Below are 19,835 nucleotides of genomic sequence, written 5' to 3'. Positions count from 1 at the left end.
GAGTGTTGCAACTTTGTTGCAAAAACTCCCCCTTTTTTATTGAAATAGATATTTTATTTTTTAAATATTAAATAGTTACCTAAAGCAAGTGGTGCTATTTCATAAATATTTTCATAAAATTTAGATCTTTTTATTTCGTAGTTTTGTTCATCTAAAGTAATTTTACTTATCTTATTTAGGAGATTTCTAAATATATATTCATTTTGAAAAAAATCTCCATATAGTATTATTTTTTCAGGGTTGATTATAGAGATTATCATGTCAATAGCATAAGCTATATATTGTGCAGCTTCATCAGTGACTGATAAGGATAACATATCTTTTTCTTTTACTCCTTTTAAAACATCTTTTATTTCAAGTTTTTTTCCTTCATCTAAGATTTTTTTTAAAGAACTATATTGATTATTTATTCTGATTTGCGTTATTATTTTTTTTATAATAGCTCTATTAGACACTTCGGTTTCTAAACAGCCTCTTTTTCCACAGGAACATTTTTCTAAGCTATTTCTTTTTACAACTATGTGACCTAATTCACCAGACATAGACTTATACCCATGATATAGCATATTATTTAAATAAATACTTCCACCTACACCCTCTTCTACATTAAGAACTACAAAATTATAATTTTTTTTGCATTCTCCAAAAATTTTCTCTGTTAAAGCCATTGCTCTTACATCATTTTCAATATATACTTTTTTATTAAACTTTTTTTGAAACATTTCAACGATATGGATATTTTTGGTATTATAATGTGGTGAAAAAATTGATATTCCTTTGTCACTATCTACTAGACCGTTCATAACTACAGATATTATTTTAATTTCAGGATTTTTTAATAATTCTTTCTCCACTATGATTTCAGTTTCTCTTATGATATTACCACCTAAATCACCGAGTCTATATCTTTTTGTTGAAATTATTTTCCCATTAATATCTCCGCAAGTAATTTGAACAAAAGTGGGAGCAAAATATATCCCAAGAATTACGCCTATTTTATTTTGATTTATATTCAAAAGTACTGGTTTTCTTCCACCAGTTGATTCTCCTTCTTTTTCTTCAATTATAATTTCTTTATCTAAAAATTCTCCAATTATTTTTCCAACAGCTGCTGGTGTAATATTAAACTCTCTAGATATATCTATTCTAGATATACCATTTTTTTCTTTTATTAACTCTAGTATTTTTGATCTTAGATTTTCCTTTTCCAAAAATAATACCTCCTATACTTTATGTATATATTTTACTCTATTTAAGATAAAATTCCAAACTTATTTTAGTATTGAAAAAAAGTTTGAAGTTTTTCTTTTTTTATTCTTGAATAAATACAAAAATAATATATACTAGTAGTAAATAGAATAAGATAGTCGGAGGTTATACATGATTCAAGAATTAATAAAAGAATTTGAGAGAATTTTTAATTATAGTGGAAAAGTGGAGGTATTTTTCTCTCCAGGAAGAGTAAACCTTATTGGGGAACATACAGATTATAATGGTGGTTTTGTTTTTCCATGTGCTCTTGATTTTGGTACTTATGGAATTGCAGTAAAAAGAAATGACAATAAATTTAGAATGTACTCAATGAATTTTGTGAAAGAGGGAATAAAAGAGTTTACTTTAGATAAATTAGAAAATAAAAGAGAGGATAGTTGGGCTAATTATCCAAAAGGAGTTATTAAAACTTTTATAGATGCTGGATACAATATTAATTCTGGATTTGATATCTTAATCAATGGAACTATTCCAAATGGAGCTGGACTTTCTTCTTCTGCATCATTAGAATTATTAACCTCTGTTATTTTAAAGGAGTTTTTTAACTTAAATATAGATATGATAGAGATGGTAAAGCTATCTCAAAAAGCCGAAAATCAATTTATCGGAGTAAATTGTGGAATTATGGATCAATTTGCTATCGGTATGGGTAAAAAAGATAATGCTATTCTACTTGATTGTAACTCTTTAAATTATCAATATGCTCCTATATCTTTAAATGGAGCTTCAGTAGTTATAGCTAATACTAATAAAAAAAGAGGACTTGCCGATTCAAAATATAATGAAAGAAGAGCTTCTTGTGAGGCTGCTGTAAAAGTTTTAAATGAAAATGGAATAAATATTAAATATTTAGGAGAACTTTCAGTAGAAAAATTTAATGAAGTAAAACATTTTATAACTGATGCGGAGCAATTAAAGAGAGCTACTCATGCTGTAACTGAAAACGCAAGAACAGTTGAGGCAGTACAAAAATTAAAAGAGGGAGATATCAAAGCTTTTGGAGAACTTATGAATAGGTCTCATATCTCTTTAAGAGATGACTATGAAGTTACTGGATTTGAACTTGACTCTTTAGTAGAAGCTGCTTGGGAAGCTGAAGGAGTAATCGGAGCTCGTATGACTGGAGCTGGATTTGGTGGTTGTACAGTAAGTATAGTTAAAGATGAAAATATAGATGCTTTCATTAAATCAGTAGGGAAAAAATATACAGCTAAAACAGGACTCGTAGCTGATTTCTATGTTGCTAAAATCGGAGATGGAAGCAGAAAGCTAGGTGAGTTTTAATGAGTATATTTAAAGATATCAAACTTTTACTTACCTTTGGATTAAAAAATGGACTAATAGGAAAGTATGATAAAATAATTGCTAGAAATGAAATACTATATCTTTTAAAATTAGATGATTGGGAAAATGTAGAATATAAAGAAGAAGAGATTCCTGAATATCCAACAGAAATTTTAAATAGAATATGTGATTATGCAGTAGAAAAAGGTATCATAGAGGATACAGTTACTATGAGGGATCTTTTTGATACAGAGATTATGGGAAAATTAACTCCTACTGCTACCCAAATAATAGAAAAATTTGAAAAAATCTCTCAAGAAAAGGGAATAGAAGAAGCTACTAATTTCTATTATGATTTTGCTCAAAAATCTAACTATATCAGAGCTGATAGAATAGCAAAGAATATGCACTGGTATTCAGCTACTGAATATGGTAATATGGAAATAACAGTAAATCTTTCTAAACCTGAAAAAGATCCTAGAGATATAGCAAAAGAGAGATTAATGCCTCAGTCTTCATACCCAAAATGCCTACTTTGTTATGAGAACGTGGGATACTCTGGTAGGATAAATCATCCTGCACGTCAAAATCACAGAGTTATTCCACTAACTCTAACAAATGAGCCTTGGTTTATTCAATATTCTCCGTATGTATATTACAATGAACATGCTATTGTATTTTCTAGAGAACATAGACCTATGAAAATTACTAAAGAAGCGCTTGATAGACTTACAAGTTTTACTGAGAAATTTCCTCACTACTTCTTAGGTTCAAATGCAGACTTACCAATAGTTGGAGGTTCTATACTAAGTCATGACCATTATCAAGGTGGACATCATGAATTTCCTATGGCTAAGGCTATGGTAGAGAAAAATATTACTTTTAAAGGTTATGAAGATATTACAGCTGGAATTGTAAAATGGCCTATGTCTGTAATTAGAATTACTGGGAAAGATAGATTAAAACTTGTAGAGCTAGCTGATAAAATTTTAAAAGCTTGGAGAGAGTATAGTGATGAATCACTTGAAATATTTGCTTATACTAATGATACTCCGCACAATACAGTTACTCCAATAGCTAGAAGAAGAGGAGAAAACTTTGAACTAGATTTAGTTCTTAGAAATAATAGAACAAGTGAAGAACATCCACTTGGAATCTTCCATCCTCATGCTGATGTTCATAATATCAAAAAAGAAAATATAGGACTTATTGAGGTAATGGGACTTGCTGTATTACCTGGAAGATTAAAAGAGGAGTTAGAAATTTTAAGTAAATATATAGTTGAACCTGACTATGAAGATAAGATTAAAAATGATAATAAAGTAGAAAAACATTTAGAGTGGGTAAAAGATATTATGAAAAAACATGAAAATATATCTTCTCAAAATGCTCATGATATATTAAAATCTGAAGTAGGAATTACTTTCTCAAGAGTTCTTGAAGATGCTGGAGTATATAAGAGAGATGAGAAAGGACAAGCTGGTTTAATAAGATTTGTTGACCATGTAAATAGTATTTAAAATAATTACTTAGATATAGATAACTAATTGCTATGAAAATTTAAGGAGGCTATAAAATGGCAGTATTAGTATGTGGAGGAGCTGGTTACATAGGAAGCCATGTAACTAGAGCTTTAATAGATAGTGGAGAAGAGGTTGTAGTATTAGATAACCTTATAACAGGGCATGTGGATGCTGTTCATAAAAAGGCAAAACTTGTTCTTGGAGATTTAAGAGATGAAGAGTTTTTAGATAAAGTTTTTACAGATAACAAAATAGAAGGGGTTATAGACTTTGCTGCTTTCTCACTTGTTGGAGAAAGTATGGTAGAACCATTAAAATACTTTGAGAATAACTTCTATGGAACTCTTTGCTTATTAAAAGCTATGAGAAAACACAATATAAAAAATATAGTTTTCTCTTCAACAGCAGCAACTTATGGAGAGCCAGAAAATATCCCTATACTAGAAACTGATAGAACTTTCCCAACTAACCCATATGGAGAAAGTAAATTAGCAGTTGAAAAAATGATGAAATGGTGTGATGTAGCTTATGGAATAAAATTCACAGCACTTAGATATTTTAATGTTGCTGGAGCACATCCTACTGGAGAAATTGGAGAAGACCACAATCCAGAAAGCCATCTTATCCCTATAATTTTACAAGTTGCTCTTGGAAAAAGAGAGAGCATAGGAATCTATGGAGATGACTATCCTACTCCAGACGGAACTTGTATCAGAGACTATATCCATGTAATGGACTTAGCTGATGCTCACATCCTTGCTCTAAAAAGACTTTACAATGGAGGAGAAAGTGCAATATTTAACTTAGGAAATGGAGAGGGATTCTCTGTTAAAGAGGTTATTGAAGTTACTAGAAAAGTAACTGGACACCCTATCCCTGCTGTTGTATCTCCTAGAAGAGCTGGAGACCCTGCAAAACTTGTAGCTACTTCTGAAAAAGCTATGAGAGAGTTAAATTGGAAACCTAAATATAACTCACTTGAAAAAATTATAGAAACTGCTTGGAATTGGCATAAATCTCATCCAAATGGATATGAAGATTAATTTATAATTAGCTTATAAAAAATAGCCAAATAAAAAAGAGTGTAAAAAAGACTGAAGGTATTAGCTTTCAGTCTTAAAAATAACTAATTGTTATGATTTTTACACCCTTACTAAAAAATTCTCTCTAAATTTGGCTATTTTTTATTTTTAGAGTTAATTATATAATACTAGTTTTGGCTAGCTGTTAACATGAAAGGAACTACTTGTTTTTTTCTAGATACTACTCCCTCTAACCAAGCTGTTTTATTTTCTAATTTAACGTTGAAAGCCTTTTCAACTAATTCTGGATATTTTCCAACAGCTAATGCATAAGAACCGGCTTTTATGATATCGGTTATTATAAGTACAAATAAATCATAATTAGATTTTTTACTCATAGAATCCATAGCAGCTTCTAATTTAGCTTGAGTAGTTAAAAGTCCAGCTACATCAACAGTATTAACTTGAGCAACTGCTACTTTTTTATTATTCATATCAAACTCTTTCATATCTATCGTGATAATCTCTTCTGGCGTTTTATCAGATAATGAAGTTCCTTCTATTAATAATTTCATTCCGTAATCTTCATAATTTTCCTCTCCACAGATTTTAGAAAGTTCTTTTACAGCTTCTACATCTTCTGGAGTGCAAGTAGGAGATTTAAATAATAATGTATCAGATATTATAGCACTCATCATAAGACCAGCAGCTTTTTTTGATGGAGTAATTCTAGCTTGTTTGAATAGTCTATATATTAAAGTACAAGTACATCCAACAGTATCTGCTGTAATTTTTAATGGTTCATCAGTAGTTAAAGCAAATTTATGATGATCTACAATTTCTAATATTTTAGCTGTTTCAATCCCATCAGCTGTTTGTTGTCTTTCGTTATGGTCAACTAAGATAACCTCTTTTTTTCCATTTTCATCAGCATTTACATTTTCTATAAATAAAGGTGCTTCTGCTCCAAAATAATTTAAAGCAAATTGAGTTTCTTTGCTAACATTTCCTAATCTACAAGGAATAGCATTTACTCCTTGAGCATTTTTTAACTCTGAAAATGAGATAGCTGAACATATAGAATCAGTATCTGGATTTTTGTGTCCAAAAACAAGAATTTGTTTCATAAGTCCTCCTTAAAATAATATGTATTTATTTACATATCATATCATTTTTTTTAAAATTTAGGAATAGGCAAATTATAAAAAACTTTAGACAAAACAGAAGAAATTATATTATAATTAGATGTAAAATTTAATTAAAAGGAGAAATATTGTGGAAAAATATATAAAAGAGTTGAGAGAAAGATTAAAAAAATACAGTGATTATTATTATACAAATAATGAAAGTTTAATATCTGATTTAGAGTTTGATAAGTTGTTAGCTGAATTAAAGGAGTTAGAGAAAAAATATCCAGAGTATAAAGAGAAAAACTCTCTCACAGAAGTTGTAGGAGCCACAAGCCTTAAAGAAACAAAATTTAAAAAGGTTGCTCATAAAAAACCTATGTTAAGTTTATCAAATTCATATAGTGAAGCCGATATATCTGAATTTATAGAAAGAGTAAAAAAACTTTTACCGGAAGAGAAAAATTTAACTTATGCTTTAGAGTTAAAATTAGATGGTTTATCATTGAGTATTCAATATGAAGAGGGGAAACTTATAAGAGCCGTAACAAGAGGAGATGGAACAGTAGGAGAAGATGTTACAGAAAATATCCTAGAGATAGAATCTATTCCTAAAATTTTAAAAAAGAAAGTAAGTATGGAGATAAGAGGAGAGGTAGTACTACCTTTATCTAAATTTGAAGAATTAAATAAAAAAAGATTAGAAAATGGAGAGGAAGTTTTTGCTAATCCAAGAAATGCGGCTGCTGGGACTTTAAGACAATTAGATTCAAGCATTATAAAAGAAAGAGGATTGGATGCTTATTTTTATTTTTTAGTGGATGCTCAAAATTATGAATTGAAAACTCATAGCGAAAGTATAGAATATCTTGCTAAACTTGGAATAAAGACAACTGGAGTATGTGAAGTATTGAATAACTCTTCTGAACTCATATCAAGAATTCAATATTGGGGAGAAAAGAGAGAAAGTTTAGACTATGAAACCGATGGAATGGTAATAAAAGTGGACAATATAGAGTTATGGGAGAAATTAGGAAATACTACTAAAAGTCCTAGGTGGGCAATAGCTTTTAAATTTCCGGCAAAACAAGTTACAACAAAAATATTAGGGGTTACTTGGCAAGTAGGAAGAACAGGTAAGATTACACCAGTAGCGGAACTTGAAGAGGTTGAGTTATCAGGAAGTAGAGTAAAAAGAGCGAGTTTACATAACTATCAAGAAATAGAAAGAAAAGATATCAGAATAGGGGATAGTGTATTTATAGAAAAAGCTGCAGAGATAATACCTCAAGTAGTAAAGTCTGTAAAGGAGTTAAGAGATGGAAATGAGATAGTAATAAAAGAACCTACTCATTGTCCAATATGTAATACAGAGGTAGAAAGAGAAGAAGGACAGGTAGATATAAAGTGTCCAAATGTAAGCTGTCCGGGTAAGATAGAAGGGGAACTAATCTATTTTGTATCTCGTGATGCTATGAATATAGCTGGTTTTGGTAGCAAGATAGTGGAGAATATGTTAAGACTTGGATTTATAAAGAATATTGTAGATATATATGAGTTAAAAAAACATAGAGAAGAGTTAGAAAAACTAGAAAAAATGGGTAAAAAAAGTGTGGATAATCTTCTTACAGCTATTGAAAATAGTAAAACAAGAGAGTATTCAAAAGTTTTATGTGCTTTAGGAATACCTTTTGTAGGTAAAACTTCAGCAAAACTTCTAGCTGATTCAAGTGAAAATATTGATAAACTTATGAGTATGAGTGTAGAAGAGCTAATGGAGATAGAGGGAATAGGAGATAAGATGGCACAAGCTATCTTTGATTTCTTTAGAGATGAAGAGAAGAAAAAGCTTATAGAGGGATTAAAAGCACATGGACTTACTTTTGTTCAAGAGAAGAAAGAGGAGTTACCAGTCCAAGAGAAAATATTTATAGGGAAAACATTTTTATTTACAGGTACATTACAAAATTTTACAAGAAATGAGATAAAAGAAGAGATAGAAAAACTTGGAGGAAAAAATCTTTCTACTGTAAGTAAAAATTTAGATTATTTAATAGTGGGAGAAAAGGCTGGAAGTAAGTTAAAAAAAGCTCAAGAATTAAAAACAATAAAAATAATATCTGAAGAAGAGTTTATGAAGATATGCGGAAAGAAGAATTAAAACTATACCTTTATTTGACTAAAACACTATTTTGTGATAGCATATAGTCTGAAGGAGTGTATTTTTTAAAAAATTTGAAGAGAGGAATATCAATGATAGGAGATATTATTAAAAAAATTTTTGGAACTAAAAATGATAGAGAGGTAAAAAGAATAAGAAAAATAGTTGCTGCTATCAATTCTTTAGAGCCAGATTTTGAAAAGTTGACAGATGATCAATTAAAAGAAAAAACAGCAGTTTTTAAAGAGAGATTAGCTCGAGGAGAGACATTAGATGATATCATGGTTGAAGCTTTTGCTACTGTAAGAGAGGCCTCAAAAAGAGTTCTTGGGATGAGACACTATGATGTTCAACTTATTGGTGGAATAGTGCTTCATGAAGGAAAAATAACAGAAATGAAAACTGGAGAGGGAAAAACTTTAGTTGCAACATCACCAGTATATTTAAATGCTTTATCTGGAAAAGGTGTTCATGTTATCACGGTAAATGATTACTTAGCAGCAAGGGATAGAGAGATAATGGGAAAACTTTACTCTTTTTTAGGTCTTACATCTGGAGTTATTTTAAATGGAATATCAGGAGATCAAAGAAAAGCTGCATATAATTGTGATATTACATATGGTACAAATTCTGAATTTGGATTTGATTATTTAAGAGATAATATGGTTGGAACTTTGGAGGAAAAAGTACAAAGACCACTTAATTATTGTATAGTTGATGAAGTTGATTCAATTCTTATAGATGAGGCTAGAACTCCTCTTATAATTTCTGGAGCAGCAGAAGATTCAACAAAATGGTATCAAGTATTTTATCAAATTGTTTCTATGTTAAATAGAAGTTATGAAACTGAAGGTATAAAAGATATAAAATTAAAAAAAGAATTACCAGCTGAAAAATTTGGAGATTATGAAGTAGATGAAAAAGCAAAGAATATAGTTTTGACAGAAAAGGGAATAGTAAAAGTAGAGAAGTTTTTGAAAATAGATAATTTATATTCTCCTGAAAATGTAGAGTTAACTCACTATTTAAATCAGGCTTTGAAAGCTAAAGAGCTATTTAAAAGGGATAGAGATTATTTGGTAAGAGAAGGACAAGTAGTTATCATAGATGAGTTTACTGGAAGAGCTATGGAAGGTAGAAGATATTCAGATGGACTCCATCAAGCAATAGAAGCTAAAGAAGGAGTAAATATTGCTGGAGAAAATCAAACCCTTGCAACTATAACATTACAAAATTATTTTAGAATGTATGAAAAACTTTCTGGGATGACAGGTACAGCTGAAACAGAAGCAGCAGAATTTGTACATACTTATGGGCTACAGATAGTTGTTATACCAACAAATAAGCCAGTTCAAAGAATAGATCATGCTGATCTAGTTTATAAAACACGTAAAGAAAAAATAGATGCTATTATTAAAAGGATAGAAGAGCTACATGCTAAAGGACAGCCTGTACTCGTAGGTACCATTTCTATCAAAAGTTCAGAGGAATTATCTGAGTTATTAAAAGCTAGGGGAATAAAACATAATGTCTTAAATGCTAAATATCATGCAAAAGAGGCTGAGATAGTTGCTCAAGCTGGAAGATTTGGAGCTGTTACTATTGCTACAAATATGGCAGGAAGAGGAACCGATATTATGCTTGGAGGAAATTCAGAGTTTCTAGCTATGGCAGAAGTAGGGAGTAAAGATGCTGAAAACTATGAAGAAATACTAAAAAAATATGAAATTCAATGTAAAGAAGAAGGAGAAAAAGTGAAGTCTATAGGAGGACTTTTTATCCTTGGAACCGAAAGACATGAATCAAGAAGAATAGATAATCAGTTAAGAGGAAGAGCAGGAAGACAAGGAGATCCTGGAGAATCAGAATTCTATTTATCACTTGAAGATGATTTGATGAGATTATTTGGTTCTGATAGAGTAAAGGCCGTAATGGAGAGATTAGGACTCCCAGAGGGAGAGCCAATAACTCATTCTATGATAAATAAAGCTATTGCTAATGCTCAAACTAAAATAGAATCTAGAAACTTTGGAATAAGAAAAAATTTATTAGAATATGATGATGTTATGAATAAACAAAGAACTGCAATCTACGACAGTAGAAATGAAGTCATGGCTAAGGAAGATTTAAAAGAAAGTATTCTTAGAATGTTGCAAGAAGTTATTTATAATCAAGTATCTATAAGATTTGTTGGAGAGTATAAAGAAGATTGGGATATGTTAGGACTTGCTGAATATTTAAGAGATAACTATGGTTATATAGTAGATGATATGAATGAGTATAAATCTATGAGTATAGAGGATTATAGCAAAAAAATATATAATACAATTTGTGCTAGATATGATGAAAAAGAGCAAAAAGTTGGAAAAGATTTAATGAGAAGACTTGAAAAATATATTTTATTTGAAGTTATTGATTCTAGATGGAGAGAACATTTAAAGGCATTAGATGGGCTTAAAGAAGGGATATATCTAAGAGCTTATGGACAAAAAAATCCAGTTATAGAGTATAAATTATTATCTGGAGAGCTTTATGAACATATGATTCAGACGATAAAAGAGCAGGCGACATCATTTTTATTCAAAGTAATAATAAAAAATCATGAAGATGAAGAATTACCTGTAAAAGAAGAAAATGAAGAGCTAAAATACACATCAGAAAATGAAAGTGGGATTGAAGTAGAAACAGCAAAATTAACACCAGATTCTCTATGTCCTTGTGGAAGTGGAAAAAAATATAAAAATTGTTGTGGGAGAGTATAAGGAGGCTAATCATGAAAAAAATAACAACAGGAATTTTAGCTGTAGTTTTATTTGCAGCTTGTAGTTCTTTAGAAAAGGGAGCATCATTAGAAGAGAAATACTCTATTACCAAGGAATCAGCAAAAGAGTGGGATAAAGCGATAATTAAAGTAGTAGAGGGAGAATCTTTAATAGAGGATTGGTATGGAAATGAAAATCCTATCATTTATTTAAGAAAAACTGGAAAAATGACAGAAAAAGATTTTATCTTTTTGACATCATTAGAAAAAAAAGATGCTACAGCAATAAGTGATGATGAATATAGTAATTTTATTGATTTAGTAAATAAGTATAATAAGAAATTACCTAGAAAATTTTATTTAGCAGATGAAAATTTAAAAAATCCTAAAGGACTTGTTGATAGAATGGTAAGAGAGTCATTTGTGAAAATCGATAATCCATCAACACATATAAAAAATGTAGTAGCAACTCAACAAGAATGGGAGCAAATAGTTGCTTTCTCTAAGCAAAAGGATTTATCAGAAAAAGATACTAAGAAATTAAGAAAACTTTTAAATAAATTTATAAAAAGAGATGAGTTTTATAATGAAAGAGCTTGGTATAATAGAGAAATATCAGATAGAGTTGTAAAAATAACTAATATAGATGCTAAAGAAAATAGAACTTCATTAGAGAAAAATAATGTAAATGCAAAAGCACTATATATTGCATATCCAGAATATTTTTCAACTTTAGATAAATGGAATGATTAGAATATAGATGTATTCAATGTTTAATTTAAAAGGGGGAGAGGAGAAAAATATTTATCTCTCCTTTTATTTTTGTGAGGAGAAAAATGGAAGTAGATATGCATATCCATACTATAGAGTCAGATGGAACTTATACTCCAGAGGAGATTATAGTTAGAGCAATAAAAAATAATGTAATAGCTTTGGCTATTACTGATCATGATACTGTAGCTGGAGTGGAGATAGGAAAAGAGATAGCTGGCAAATATGGAATGGAGTTTATAAAAGGTATAGAGATATCTTGTAATGAAGGCAATTTAGAGATACATATATTGGGATATTTTTTAAATTTGGATGATGAAAAGTTTTTAACAGAATTAGCCGAATTAGAAAAGGCTAGAGATGAAAGAAATAGAAAAATTATAGAAAAATTTGAAAAAATTGGTATAATAATAGATATAGAGAAACTTAAGAGTTTTGCTCCTGGTAAAATTATAAGTCGTTTACATTTTGCTAATTACCTTTTAGAAAAAGGTATAGTTAATAGTAAAAATGAAGCCTTTAGTAAATATTTAGGAAATAATGGATTAGCTTATGTTCCTAAAGAGAATTTTCCGCCAGAAAGAGCTGTAAGAATGATAAAAGAAAATGGTGGCTTTGTATCTCTAGCACATCCTAAACTAATTACTTTAAATGAGGAAGTATTGAATGATCTTATTATAAGATTAAAAGAGTGTGGATTAGATGCTCTTGAAGCTCAATATAGTTCATTTACAAAATTAGAAAAGCAAAAATATAAAAGACTTGCTAAAAAACATGATTTATTAGTAACAGGTGGTTCTGATTTTCATGGCGGAAATAGAGAGGGAGTAGATTTAGGAGATGCAGGATTGGAGTACTCCCAATTTGAAAAAATCAAAAAATATTTAAAAATGAAAAAATAGAGGAGGAGAAAGATGATAATTGTAACTGGTGCAGCTGGAATGATAGGGAGTGCAATGGTATGGAAACTCAATGAAATGGGTAGAAATGACATTGTTGTGGTAGATAAACTTAGGACTGAAGAAAAGTGGTTGAATCTTAGAAAAAGAGATTATGCTGATTGGGTAGATAGAGATGAGTTATTTAATTGGTTAGCTAATTCAGCAAATGCTGAAAAAATAACTGGAGTAGTTCATATGGGAGCTTGTTCAGCTACTACTGAAAGAGATGGAGATTTTTTAATGGAGAATAACTATGGATACAGTAAAAAGTTATGGGATTTTTGTGCAATTAGACAAATACCATATATATATGCCTCATCAGCAGCTACTTATGGAGCTGGAGAATTAGGATATAATGATGATGTAACTCCAGAAGAATTAAAAAAATTACAACCGTTAAATAAATATGGGTACTCTAAAAAAATCTTTGATGATTGGGCTTTTAAGCAGAGTATAGCTCCAAAGCAATGGTGTGGGCTCAAATTCTTCAATGTATATGGACCACAAGAGTATCATAAAGGAAGAATGGCTTCTATGGTATTTCATACATTTAATCAATATAGAGATAATGGTGGGGTAAAACTTTTTAAATCTTATAGAGATGAATTTAAAGATGGAGAGCAATTAAGAGATTTTGTTTATTTAAAGGATGTAGTAGATGTAATTTATTTTTTATTAACTGAGAAGGTAGAATCAGGAGTATATAATATTGGAACAGGAAAGGCAAGAAGCTTTTTAGATCTAGCTATGGCAACTATGAGAGCTGCTTCTAATAATTCAGAGTTAAAAGTTGAAGATGTAGTAGAGTTTATTCCTATGCCTGAAGATTTAAAAGGAAAATATCAATATTTTACTCAGGCTACTATGGAAAAATTAAAAAGAGCTGGATATACTAAAAAATTTACATCATTAGAAGATGGAGTAAGAGACTATGTTCAAAATTATCTAGCTAAAGAAGACTCATATTTATAAGGTGATAATTTAATGAATCTTTTTTTTATTGTTATAATACTGGGAATTGTAGAGGGAATGACAGAGTTTTTGCCTGTGAGTAGTACAGGGCATATGATTTTAGTAGAGAGATTTATAGGAAATGGAGATCTTTCTTCTAAATTTTTAGAAAGCTTTTTAATTATTGTTCAATTTGGAGCTATTATAGCTGTTATAATATATTTTTGGAATGACTTAACACCTTTTGTAAAAGATAAAAATCAATTTATATCGAGGTTTAGATTATGGACAAAAGTTATTATAGGTGTATTACCAGCAGCGATTATAGGGTTACTTTTGGATGATTTTATTTCAGCATATTTTTTTGATAATATTTTTATTATCGCTACAACTTTAATATTTTATGGTGTGTTACTTATATTGATAGAGAAATATTATAAAACAGCTGGGAAAATAGATACATTAGGAAAGTTGAGTTATAAATTAGCATTTATGATAGGTTTTTTTCAATGTTTAGCAATGATACCAGGAACTTCTAGATCTGGAGCAACAATCATAGGAGCCTTGTTATTAGGACTTTCAAGGAGTATAGCAACAGAATTTTCATTTTTTTTAGCTATACCTACAATGCTTGGAGCAACACTTTTGAAATTTGTAAAAAATGGTATGAGTTTTACAGCTTTAGAGTGGCAACTTATAGGAGTAGGAACTTTAGTTTCTTTTGTAGTTGCTTATTTAGTAATAAAGTGGTTTATGAATTATATTAAAAAAAGAGATTTTGTTTTCTTTGGAGTATATAGAATAATTTTAGGAATTTTAGTACTAATATTTTTATTCGTTTAGAACAAAATTTTGAACTATTTTGGAAATTGTGCTATAATATTAGAGTTAGAAAGGAGATAAAATGAAGTACCCTATTGATCTACATATACATACTAATGTGAATCCTCATGCTTACAGTACATTAGAAGAAAATATTAGGAGTGCAAAAGAAAAAAAGTTAAAAGTGATAGCTATAACAAATCATGGACCAGCACTTCAAGATTCACCTCATTGGTGGAGCTTAGTAAATATGAGAGTTATACCAGAATATGTTGGAGATTTGAGGATTTTGAAAGGCGTAGAGACTAATATTATAGATGAAAATGGTAATTTTGATATAAATCAAAAAATATATGATGTTATGGATATTATATTGTGTGGCTTGCATACAATAGAGGCTTATGGTGAAACTCAAAATATATTAAAAAATACTAAAGCTGTAATTAATATGATAAAGAGTCAGAAGATTGATATAATGGTACATTTGGGAAATCCAATATTTCCACTAGATTATGAATTAGTTGTAGAAGCAGCTGTGGAAGCTAGTGTAGCAATAGAAATAAATAATTCATCATTAAAAGGTTCGAGAAAAGGGTCGAAAGTAAATTGTAAAAAAATATTAGAACTATGTAAAAAACATGGGGCTTTAGTAAGTTTAGGAACAGATTCTCACATATCTTTTGATATAGGAGAATTTCAAGAGGCTCAAGAGTTAATAGATGAAGTAGGTTTTCCTTATGAAAGAATAATTAATTATTCAGTAGAAAATCTTGAAAAATTTTTAAATGATAGAGAGAAACAAAAAGTTAAAAAAATTTAAAAAACGTATATGATTTAAGTCTTTACTAATAAGCTTACACATGTTATAATTTATCTAGATTTTATGTAGGAGGTAAATTTTAATATGATAAAAATAGGAGACTTAGAGATAAAGGTACCAATAATTCAAGGGGGAATGGCTATTAGAGTTTCTATGGCTAAGCTAGCAGCAGCTGTAGCGAATGAAGGTGGATTAGGTGTAATAGCGGGGACAACTTTGTCTACTGATGAGTTAAAAGCTGAAATAAAAAAGGCTAGAGATATGATTGTAAACGAAGGTGGAGCTTTAGGAGTAAATATAATGTATGCTGTTACAAACTTCATGGAGCTAGTAAAAGCCTCAATAGAAGCTGGAATAGATGTGATAATATTTGGTGCTGGATTTTCAAGAGATATATTTGATGTAGTAAAAGGAACAGGAGTAAAGGTAATTCCAATTGTATCAACATTAAAGCTTGCAAAAATTTCTCAGAAACTTGGAGCAGATGCAATAGTAGTAGAAGGAGGAAATGCAGGAGGACATTTAGGAACAGATTTAGATTCATGGGATATAATGGAAGAGATTACTCAAAATATAGATATACCTGTATTTGGAGCTGGTGGAGTAATAACTCCAGAAGATGCAGAAAGAATGCTTTCGCTTGGTGTAGATGGAGTACAAATGGGAAGTAGATTTGTAGCATCAAATGAGTGTGAAGTAGATGATTACTTTAAACAAATGTATGTAAATGCAAAAGAGGGAGATGTTGTAAGAATGATGAGTTCAGCAGGACTTCCAGCTAATGCTATTATAACACCATTTGTACAAAAAATAATAGATGAAAATCCAGACAAGCCAACAAAATGTATAAAATGCTTAAAAAAATGTTCATATAAGTTTTGTGTAAATGAAAGACTAGTAAGAGGACATAATGGAGATTATAATGGGGGGATATTTTTCGCTGGAAGAGATGCGTGGAAAATTAACGAAGTTCTTTCAGTACATGAGATATTTAATAGATTTAAAAAAGTATTCAAAGAATAAAAAATAGGAGGATTTATGGAAAATAACAAAATCTGTAAACTACTGGGGATAAAATACCCAATATTTCAAGGTGCTATGGCATGGATAGCAAATGGAAATTTAGCTGGACATGTATCAAAAAATGGAGGATTAGGGATAATAGCTGGAGGAGGGATGCCAGTTGAGATATTAAGAGAAGAAATAAGAAAAGTAAAATCAATCACTTCTAATCCTTTTGGAGTAAACCTGATGCTTATGATGGCAGATGTTGAAAAGCAAATTGATGTATGTATAGAGGAAGGAGTACCAGTAGTGACAACAGGTGCAGGAAATCCAGGGCCTTATATGGAAAAATTAAAAGCAGCGGGAATAAAAGTAATTCCAGTAGTTGCTTCAGTAGCACTTGCTAAAAGAATGGAAAAAATAGGTGCAGATGCTGTAATAGCTGAAGGAATGGAAGGAGGAGGGCATATAGGAGCTATAACTACTATGTCATTAGTACCTCAAGTTGTAGAAGCTATAAATATACCAGTAATAGCAGCTGGAGGAATAGCTGGAGGAAAACAATTTTTAGCTGCTTTATCACTAGGAGCAGAAGGAATTCAAGTAGGAACAAAATTTTTAGTAGCTGATGAATGTACTGTGCATGAAAATTATAAAAAAGCAATTTTAAGAGCTAAAGATAGATCAACTGTTTCAACTGGAAATTATACTGGACATCCTGTAAGAGTTATTGAAAATAAATTTGCTAAACAAATTTTAGAGTTAGAAAAGAATGGAGCTCCAAAAGAGGAGATTGAGAAATTAGGAACAGGAAGATTAAGACTTGCAGTAGTAGATGGAGATGTAGAAAATGGAAGTGTCATGGCTGGTCAAGTAGCAGCAATGGTGAATGAGCTTACTACTACTAAAGAGATATTAGAAGGATTTATGAATGAATTAGGAGAGGAAAAGAAAAAACTGATAGAAAGAATGAATTCTTGGAAATAATTTTTAAGAGAGAGGCAGTTGTAATGGCGAATTTACAGTGGCCTCTTTTTATGTTGAAATCAGTTATTCTCTGTGGTACAATATTAAAGTATAGTATAGAGAGATAAAGAGGTAGGAATGAAACGTTTTTCTATTTTAGTTCAATTAAGATTCATTTATATTTATATTGTTATGTATTTAGTGATAGGTTTATTATATGAAAGTTATTTAAAAAAAATAGGATTCTATCTATTTATAGATACATACCTAGGAAAGAGTATTTTTATAATTTTAATGTTAACGATTACAAATATATATTCATTTTTTATAAAGTGTAAAAGAAAAAAAATGGTGTATAATACTAGAGTATTTTTTTTATTAATTTTAAGTATAAGTGTAGTTTTACTTTATTTTATGCATATTTTAGATATACCATTTAAAGAAGAATTGGGGAATAAAGATAATGTTAAAAAAGCTATAGAGTTAATATTTTATGAAAAAAAATTTGGACTTATTATGACATTTTTGTTTTCTTTAATGATAACGAAAATAAAGTTTTTATATATTTACCTGACTTTATATGTTTTAGTATTTATATCTCTATTTTTTATAGCTGCAAAAGGAACTAGAAAGATGATAACAAATATTATTAGAGCTAGAAGATTAAAAAAGAGAATGGAACAAGAAAGAAAAGCTTTACAAGAGCAAATAAGGCTTATGGAGATAATAGAAGAGAAGGAAAAACAAAAAAGGGAGGAAATAAAAAATGATATTGGCATCTAAGTCTCCAAGAAGAAAAGAGATACTAGAAAATATAGGCTTTAATATAATAGTAAAAAGTGAGGATATAGAAGAGATTAGTGAAAAAATAGGAATATTAGAAAATATAAAAGATATTGCTTGGAAAAAAGCAGATGCTGTAGCAAAATCTTATCCCACTGAATTTGTAGTAGGTGCTGATACTGTAGTAGAAGTAGATGGTGAAGTTATAGGTAAGCCTGAGGATGAAGAAGAAGCAAAAGAAATTTTAAAGAAGTTATCAGGAAGAGTTCATAATGTTATTACTGCTTATTCTCTTATCAATAAAGAAAAGAATATAGTGGTTAATGATATTGCGATAACTAAGGTTTATTTTAAAAAATTATCAGCTGCAATGATAGATTGGTACATAGCAAGTAAAGAACCTATGGATAAAGCTGGAGCTTATGGAATACAAGGAAAAGGGGCCATATTTGTAGAAAAAATAGAAGGAGATTTTTTTACTGTTATGGGATTTCCAATAGAAAAATTTATAGAGAGATTAGATAAATTAGGAATAAAATTAAATGATATTGAAAGGATATAATTAGAGGTGGAAAATGAGAAAAATAGTCAATAAATTTTTAGGAATATTTTCAGAGGACTTAGGAATAGATTTAGGAACTTCAAATACACTAATTTGTGTAAAAAATAAAGGAATAATATTAAATGAGCCATCAGTAGTTGCTTTAAATTTAAAAACAAAAGATGTTTTTGAAGTGGGAGAAAGAGCTAAGCTTATGTTGGGAAGAACACCTGGAAATATACAAACAATAAGACCTCTAAAAAATGGTGTTATCGCTGATTATGAAGTTACAGAAAGAATGATAAGAAATTTTTTAAAAAAAGTAAACCCTAAAAAGGGATTAGCCAGTCCAAGAGTAATAATATGTGTTCCAGCAGGGGTTACTCAAGTAGAAAAAAGAGCTGTTATAGATGTGACTAGAGAAGCTGGTGCAAGAGAGGCTTATCTTATAGAAGAGCCTATGGCAGCAGCTATAGGAATAGGATTAAATATATTTGAACCGGAAGGAAATCTTATAATAGATATAGGTGGAGGAACTTCTGAAATAGCTGTGATATCTTTAGGAGGAATAGTAAAAACTTCGTCATTTAGAGTGGCAGGAGATAGATTTGATACAACTATAATAGATTATGTAAGACAAAAACATAATTTATTAATAGGAGAAAGAACAGCTGAAGAGATCAAAAAAAGAATTGGAGCTGTAATAGATTTAGAAGAGGATGAGTACATAGAGATAAGTGGAAGAAATGCTTTAAATGGACTTCCTAGAGATATAAAAATATATTCATCAGAAATAGTAGAAGCATTAGGAGATTTAGCTCAGCAAATAATAGAAGAGATAAAAGTTATATTAGAAAAAACTCCGCCAGAATTAGCATCTGATATCAAAAGAAAAGGGCTGTATATAACTGGAGGTGGAGCTTTATTAAAAGGTATAGATAAAAAAATATCAGAAAATCTCAATTTAAATGTAACTGTTTCAGAGGATCCATTAAATTCAGTAATAAATGGGATACAAGTATTACTTGAAAATTTTGAAACGTATAAGAAAGTTTTAATCTCTCCAGAGAGTGATTATTAATTTG

17 protein-coding genes are annotated in these 19,835 nt (G+C 29.8%); 15 read left to right on the top strand and 2 right to left on the bottom strand.

Going from position 1 to position 19,835, the window contains the following annotated elements; translation table 11 throughout:
• Positions 1-53: 53 nt before the first annotated feature.
• Entirely contained in the window at positions 54-1,211 is a 1,158-nt protein-coding gene (locus DYA59_RS06495; protein ID WP_115270542.1) for an ROK family protein, read from the bottom strand.
• A gap of 169 nt (positions 1,212-1,380) precedes the next feature.
• On the opposite strand from DYA59_RS06495, the gene DYA59_RS06490 reads away from it, so the two are divergent.
• Genes DYA59_RS06490 through galE form a run of 3 tightly spaced genes read left to right on the top strand, consistent with a single transcriptional unit; the run spans position 1,381 to position 5,122 of the window.
• A complete protein-coding gene (locus tag DYA59_RS06490; protein ID WP_115270540.1) occupies positions 1,381-2,556 on the top strand; it encodes a galactokinase in 1,176 nt (391 codons plus the stop codon).
• The gene (gene galT / locus DYA59_RS06485; RefSeq protein ID WP_115270538.1) at positions 2,556-4,076 is read left to right on the top strand and encodes a UDP-glucose--hexose-1-phosphate uridylyltransferase; all 1,521 of its coding nucleotides are present in this window, start codon (positions 2,556-2,558) and stop codon (positions 4,074-4,076) included. Before DYA59_RS06490 ends, galT begins: the two co-directional genes overlap by 1 nt.
• Before the next feature lie 56 nt (positions 4,077-4,132).
• Positions 4,133-5,122: a UDP-glucose 4-epimerase GalE gene (galE, locus tag DYA59_RS06480; protein WP_115270536.1), complete on the top strand. Its 990-nt coding sequence runs from the start codon at positions 4,133-4,135 to the stop codon at positions 5,120-5,122.
• A gap of 167 nt (positions 5,123-5,289) precedes the next feature.
• Here galE and DYA59_RS06475 read toward each other — a convergent pair whose 3' ends face one another.
• Entirely contained in the window at positions 5,290-6,228 is a 939-nt protein-coding gene (locus tag DYA59_RS06475; protein WP_115270534.1) for a manganese-dependent inorganic pyrophosphatase, read from the bottom strand.
• 148 nt (positions 6,229-6,376) lie between these two features.
• Here DYA59_RS06475 and ligA point away from each other — a divergent pair, with 148 nt between their 5' ends.
• The 12 genes from ligA to mreB all read left to right on the top strand — a co-directional run bounded on the left by ligA (position 6,377) and on the right by mreB (position 19,831).
• The gene (gene ligA / locus DYA59_RS06470; protein WP_115270532.1) at positions 6,377-8,389 is read left to right on the top strand and encodes an NAD-dependent DNA ligase LigA; all 2,013 of its coding nucleotides are present in this window, start codon (positions 6,377-6,379) and stop codon (positions 8,387-8,389) included.
• Positions 8,390-8,481: 92 nt separating this feature from the next.
• Complete coding sequence (secA, locus tag DYA59_RS06465) at positions 8,482-11,151, top strand: preprotein translocase subunit SecA (RefSeq protein WP_115270530.1); 2,670 nt, start codon at positions 8,482-8,484, stop codon at positions 11,149-11,151.
• 11 nt (positions 11,152-11,162) lie between these two features.
• Positions 11,163-11,903, top strand: a complete 741-nt coding sequence (locus tag DYA59_RS06460; RefSeq protein WP_115270528.1) for a hypothetical protein — start codon at positions 11,163-11,165, stop codon at positions 11,901-11,903.
• An 83-nt stretch (positions 11,904-11,986) separates the two neighbouring features.
• Complete coding sequence (locus DYA59_RS06455) at positions 11,987-12,823, top strand: PHP domain-containing protein (protein ID WP_115270526.1); 837 nt, start codon at positions 11,987-11,989, stop codon at positions 12,821-12,823.
• A gap of 12 nt (positions 12,824-12,835) precedes the next feature.
• Entirely contained in the window at positions 12,836-13,834 is a 999-nt protein-coding gene (rfaD, locus tag DYA59_RS06450) for an ADP-glyceromanno-heptose 6-epimerase (RefSeq protein WP_115270524.1), read from the top strand.
• A gap of 12 nt (positions 13,835-13,846) precedes the next feature.
• Positions 13,847-14,656, top strand: a complete 810-nt coding sequence (locus DYA59_RS06445) for an undecaprenyl-diphosphate phosphatase (protein ID WP_115270522.1) — start codon at positions 13,847-13,849, stop codon at positions 14,654-14,656.
• A 61-nt stretch (positions 14,657-14,717) separates the two neighbouring features.
• Entirely contained in the window at positions 14,718-15,455 is a 738-nt protein-coding gene (locus DYA59_RS06440; protein WP_115270520.1) for a phosphatase, read from the top strand.
• An 84-nt stretch (positions 15,456-15,539) separates the two neighbouring features.
• The gene (locus DYA59_RS06435; protein WP_115270518.1) at positions 15,540-16,478 is read left to right on the top strand and encodes an NAD(P)H-dependent flavin oxidoreductase; all 939 of its coding nucleotides are present in this window, start codon (positions 15,540-15,542) and stop codon (positions 16,476-16,478) included.
• 15 nt (positions 16,479-16,493) lie between these two features.
• A complete protein-coding gene (gene fabK, locus DYA59_RS06430) occupies positions 16,494-17,447 on the top strand; it encodes an enoyl-[acyl-carrier-protein] reductase FabK (protein WP_115270516.1) in 954 nt (317 codons plus the stop codon).
• Between the two features lie 117 nt (positions 17,448-17,564).
• Positions 17,565-18,209 (top strand): hypothetical protein, encoded by a 645-nt coding sequence (locus tag DYA59_RS06425; protein WP_115270514.1) that lies wholly within the window; start codon positions 17,565-17,567, stop codon positions 18,207-18,209.
• Positions 18,193-18,771 (top strand): Maf family protein, encoded by a 579-nt coding sequence (locus DYA59_RS06420; protein ID WP_115270512.1) that lies wholly within the window; start codon positions 18,193-18,195, stop codon positions 18,769-18,771. Before DYA59_RS06425 ends, DYA59_RS06420 begins: the two co-directional genes overlap by 17 nt.
• Positions 18,772-18,784: 13 nt before the next feature.
• Entirely contained in the window at positions 18,785-19,831 is a 1,047-nt protein-coding gene (mreB, locus tag DYA59_RS06415; RefSeq protein ID WP_115270510.1) for a rod shape-determining protein, read from the top strand.
• Positions 19,832-19,835: the final 4 nt, after the last annotated feature.

This window comes from Fusobacterium necrogenes, from assembly GCF_900450765.1.
GTDB classification, from domain to species: domain Bacteria; phylum Fusobacteriota; class Fusobacteriia; order Fusobacteriales; family Fusobacteriaceae; genus Fusobacterium_A; species Fusobacterium_A necrogenes.
This window is presented reverse-complemented; position numbering and strand designations above follow the sequence as displayed.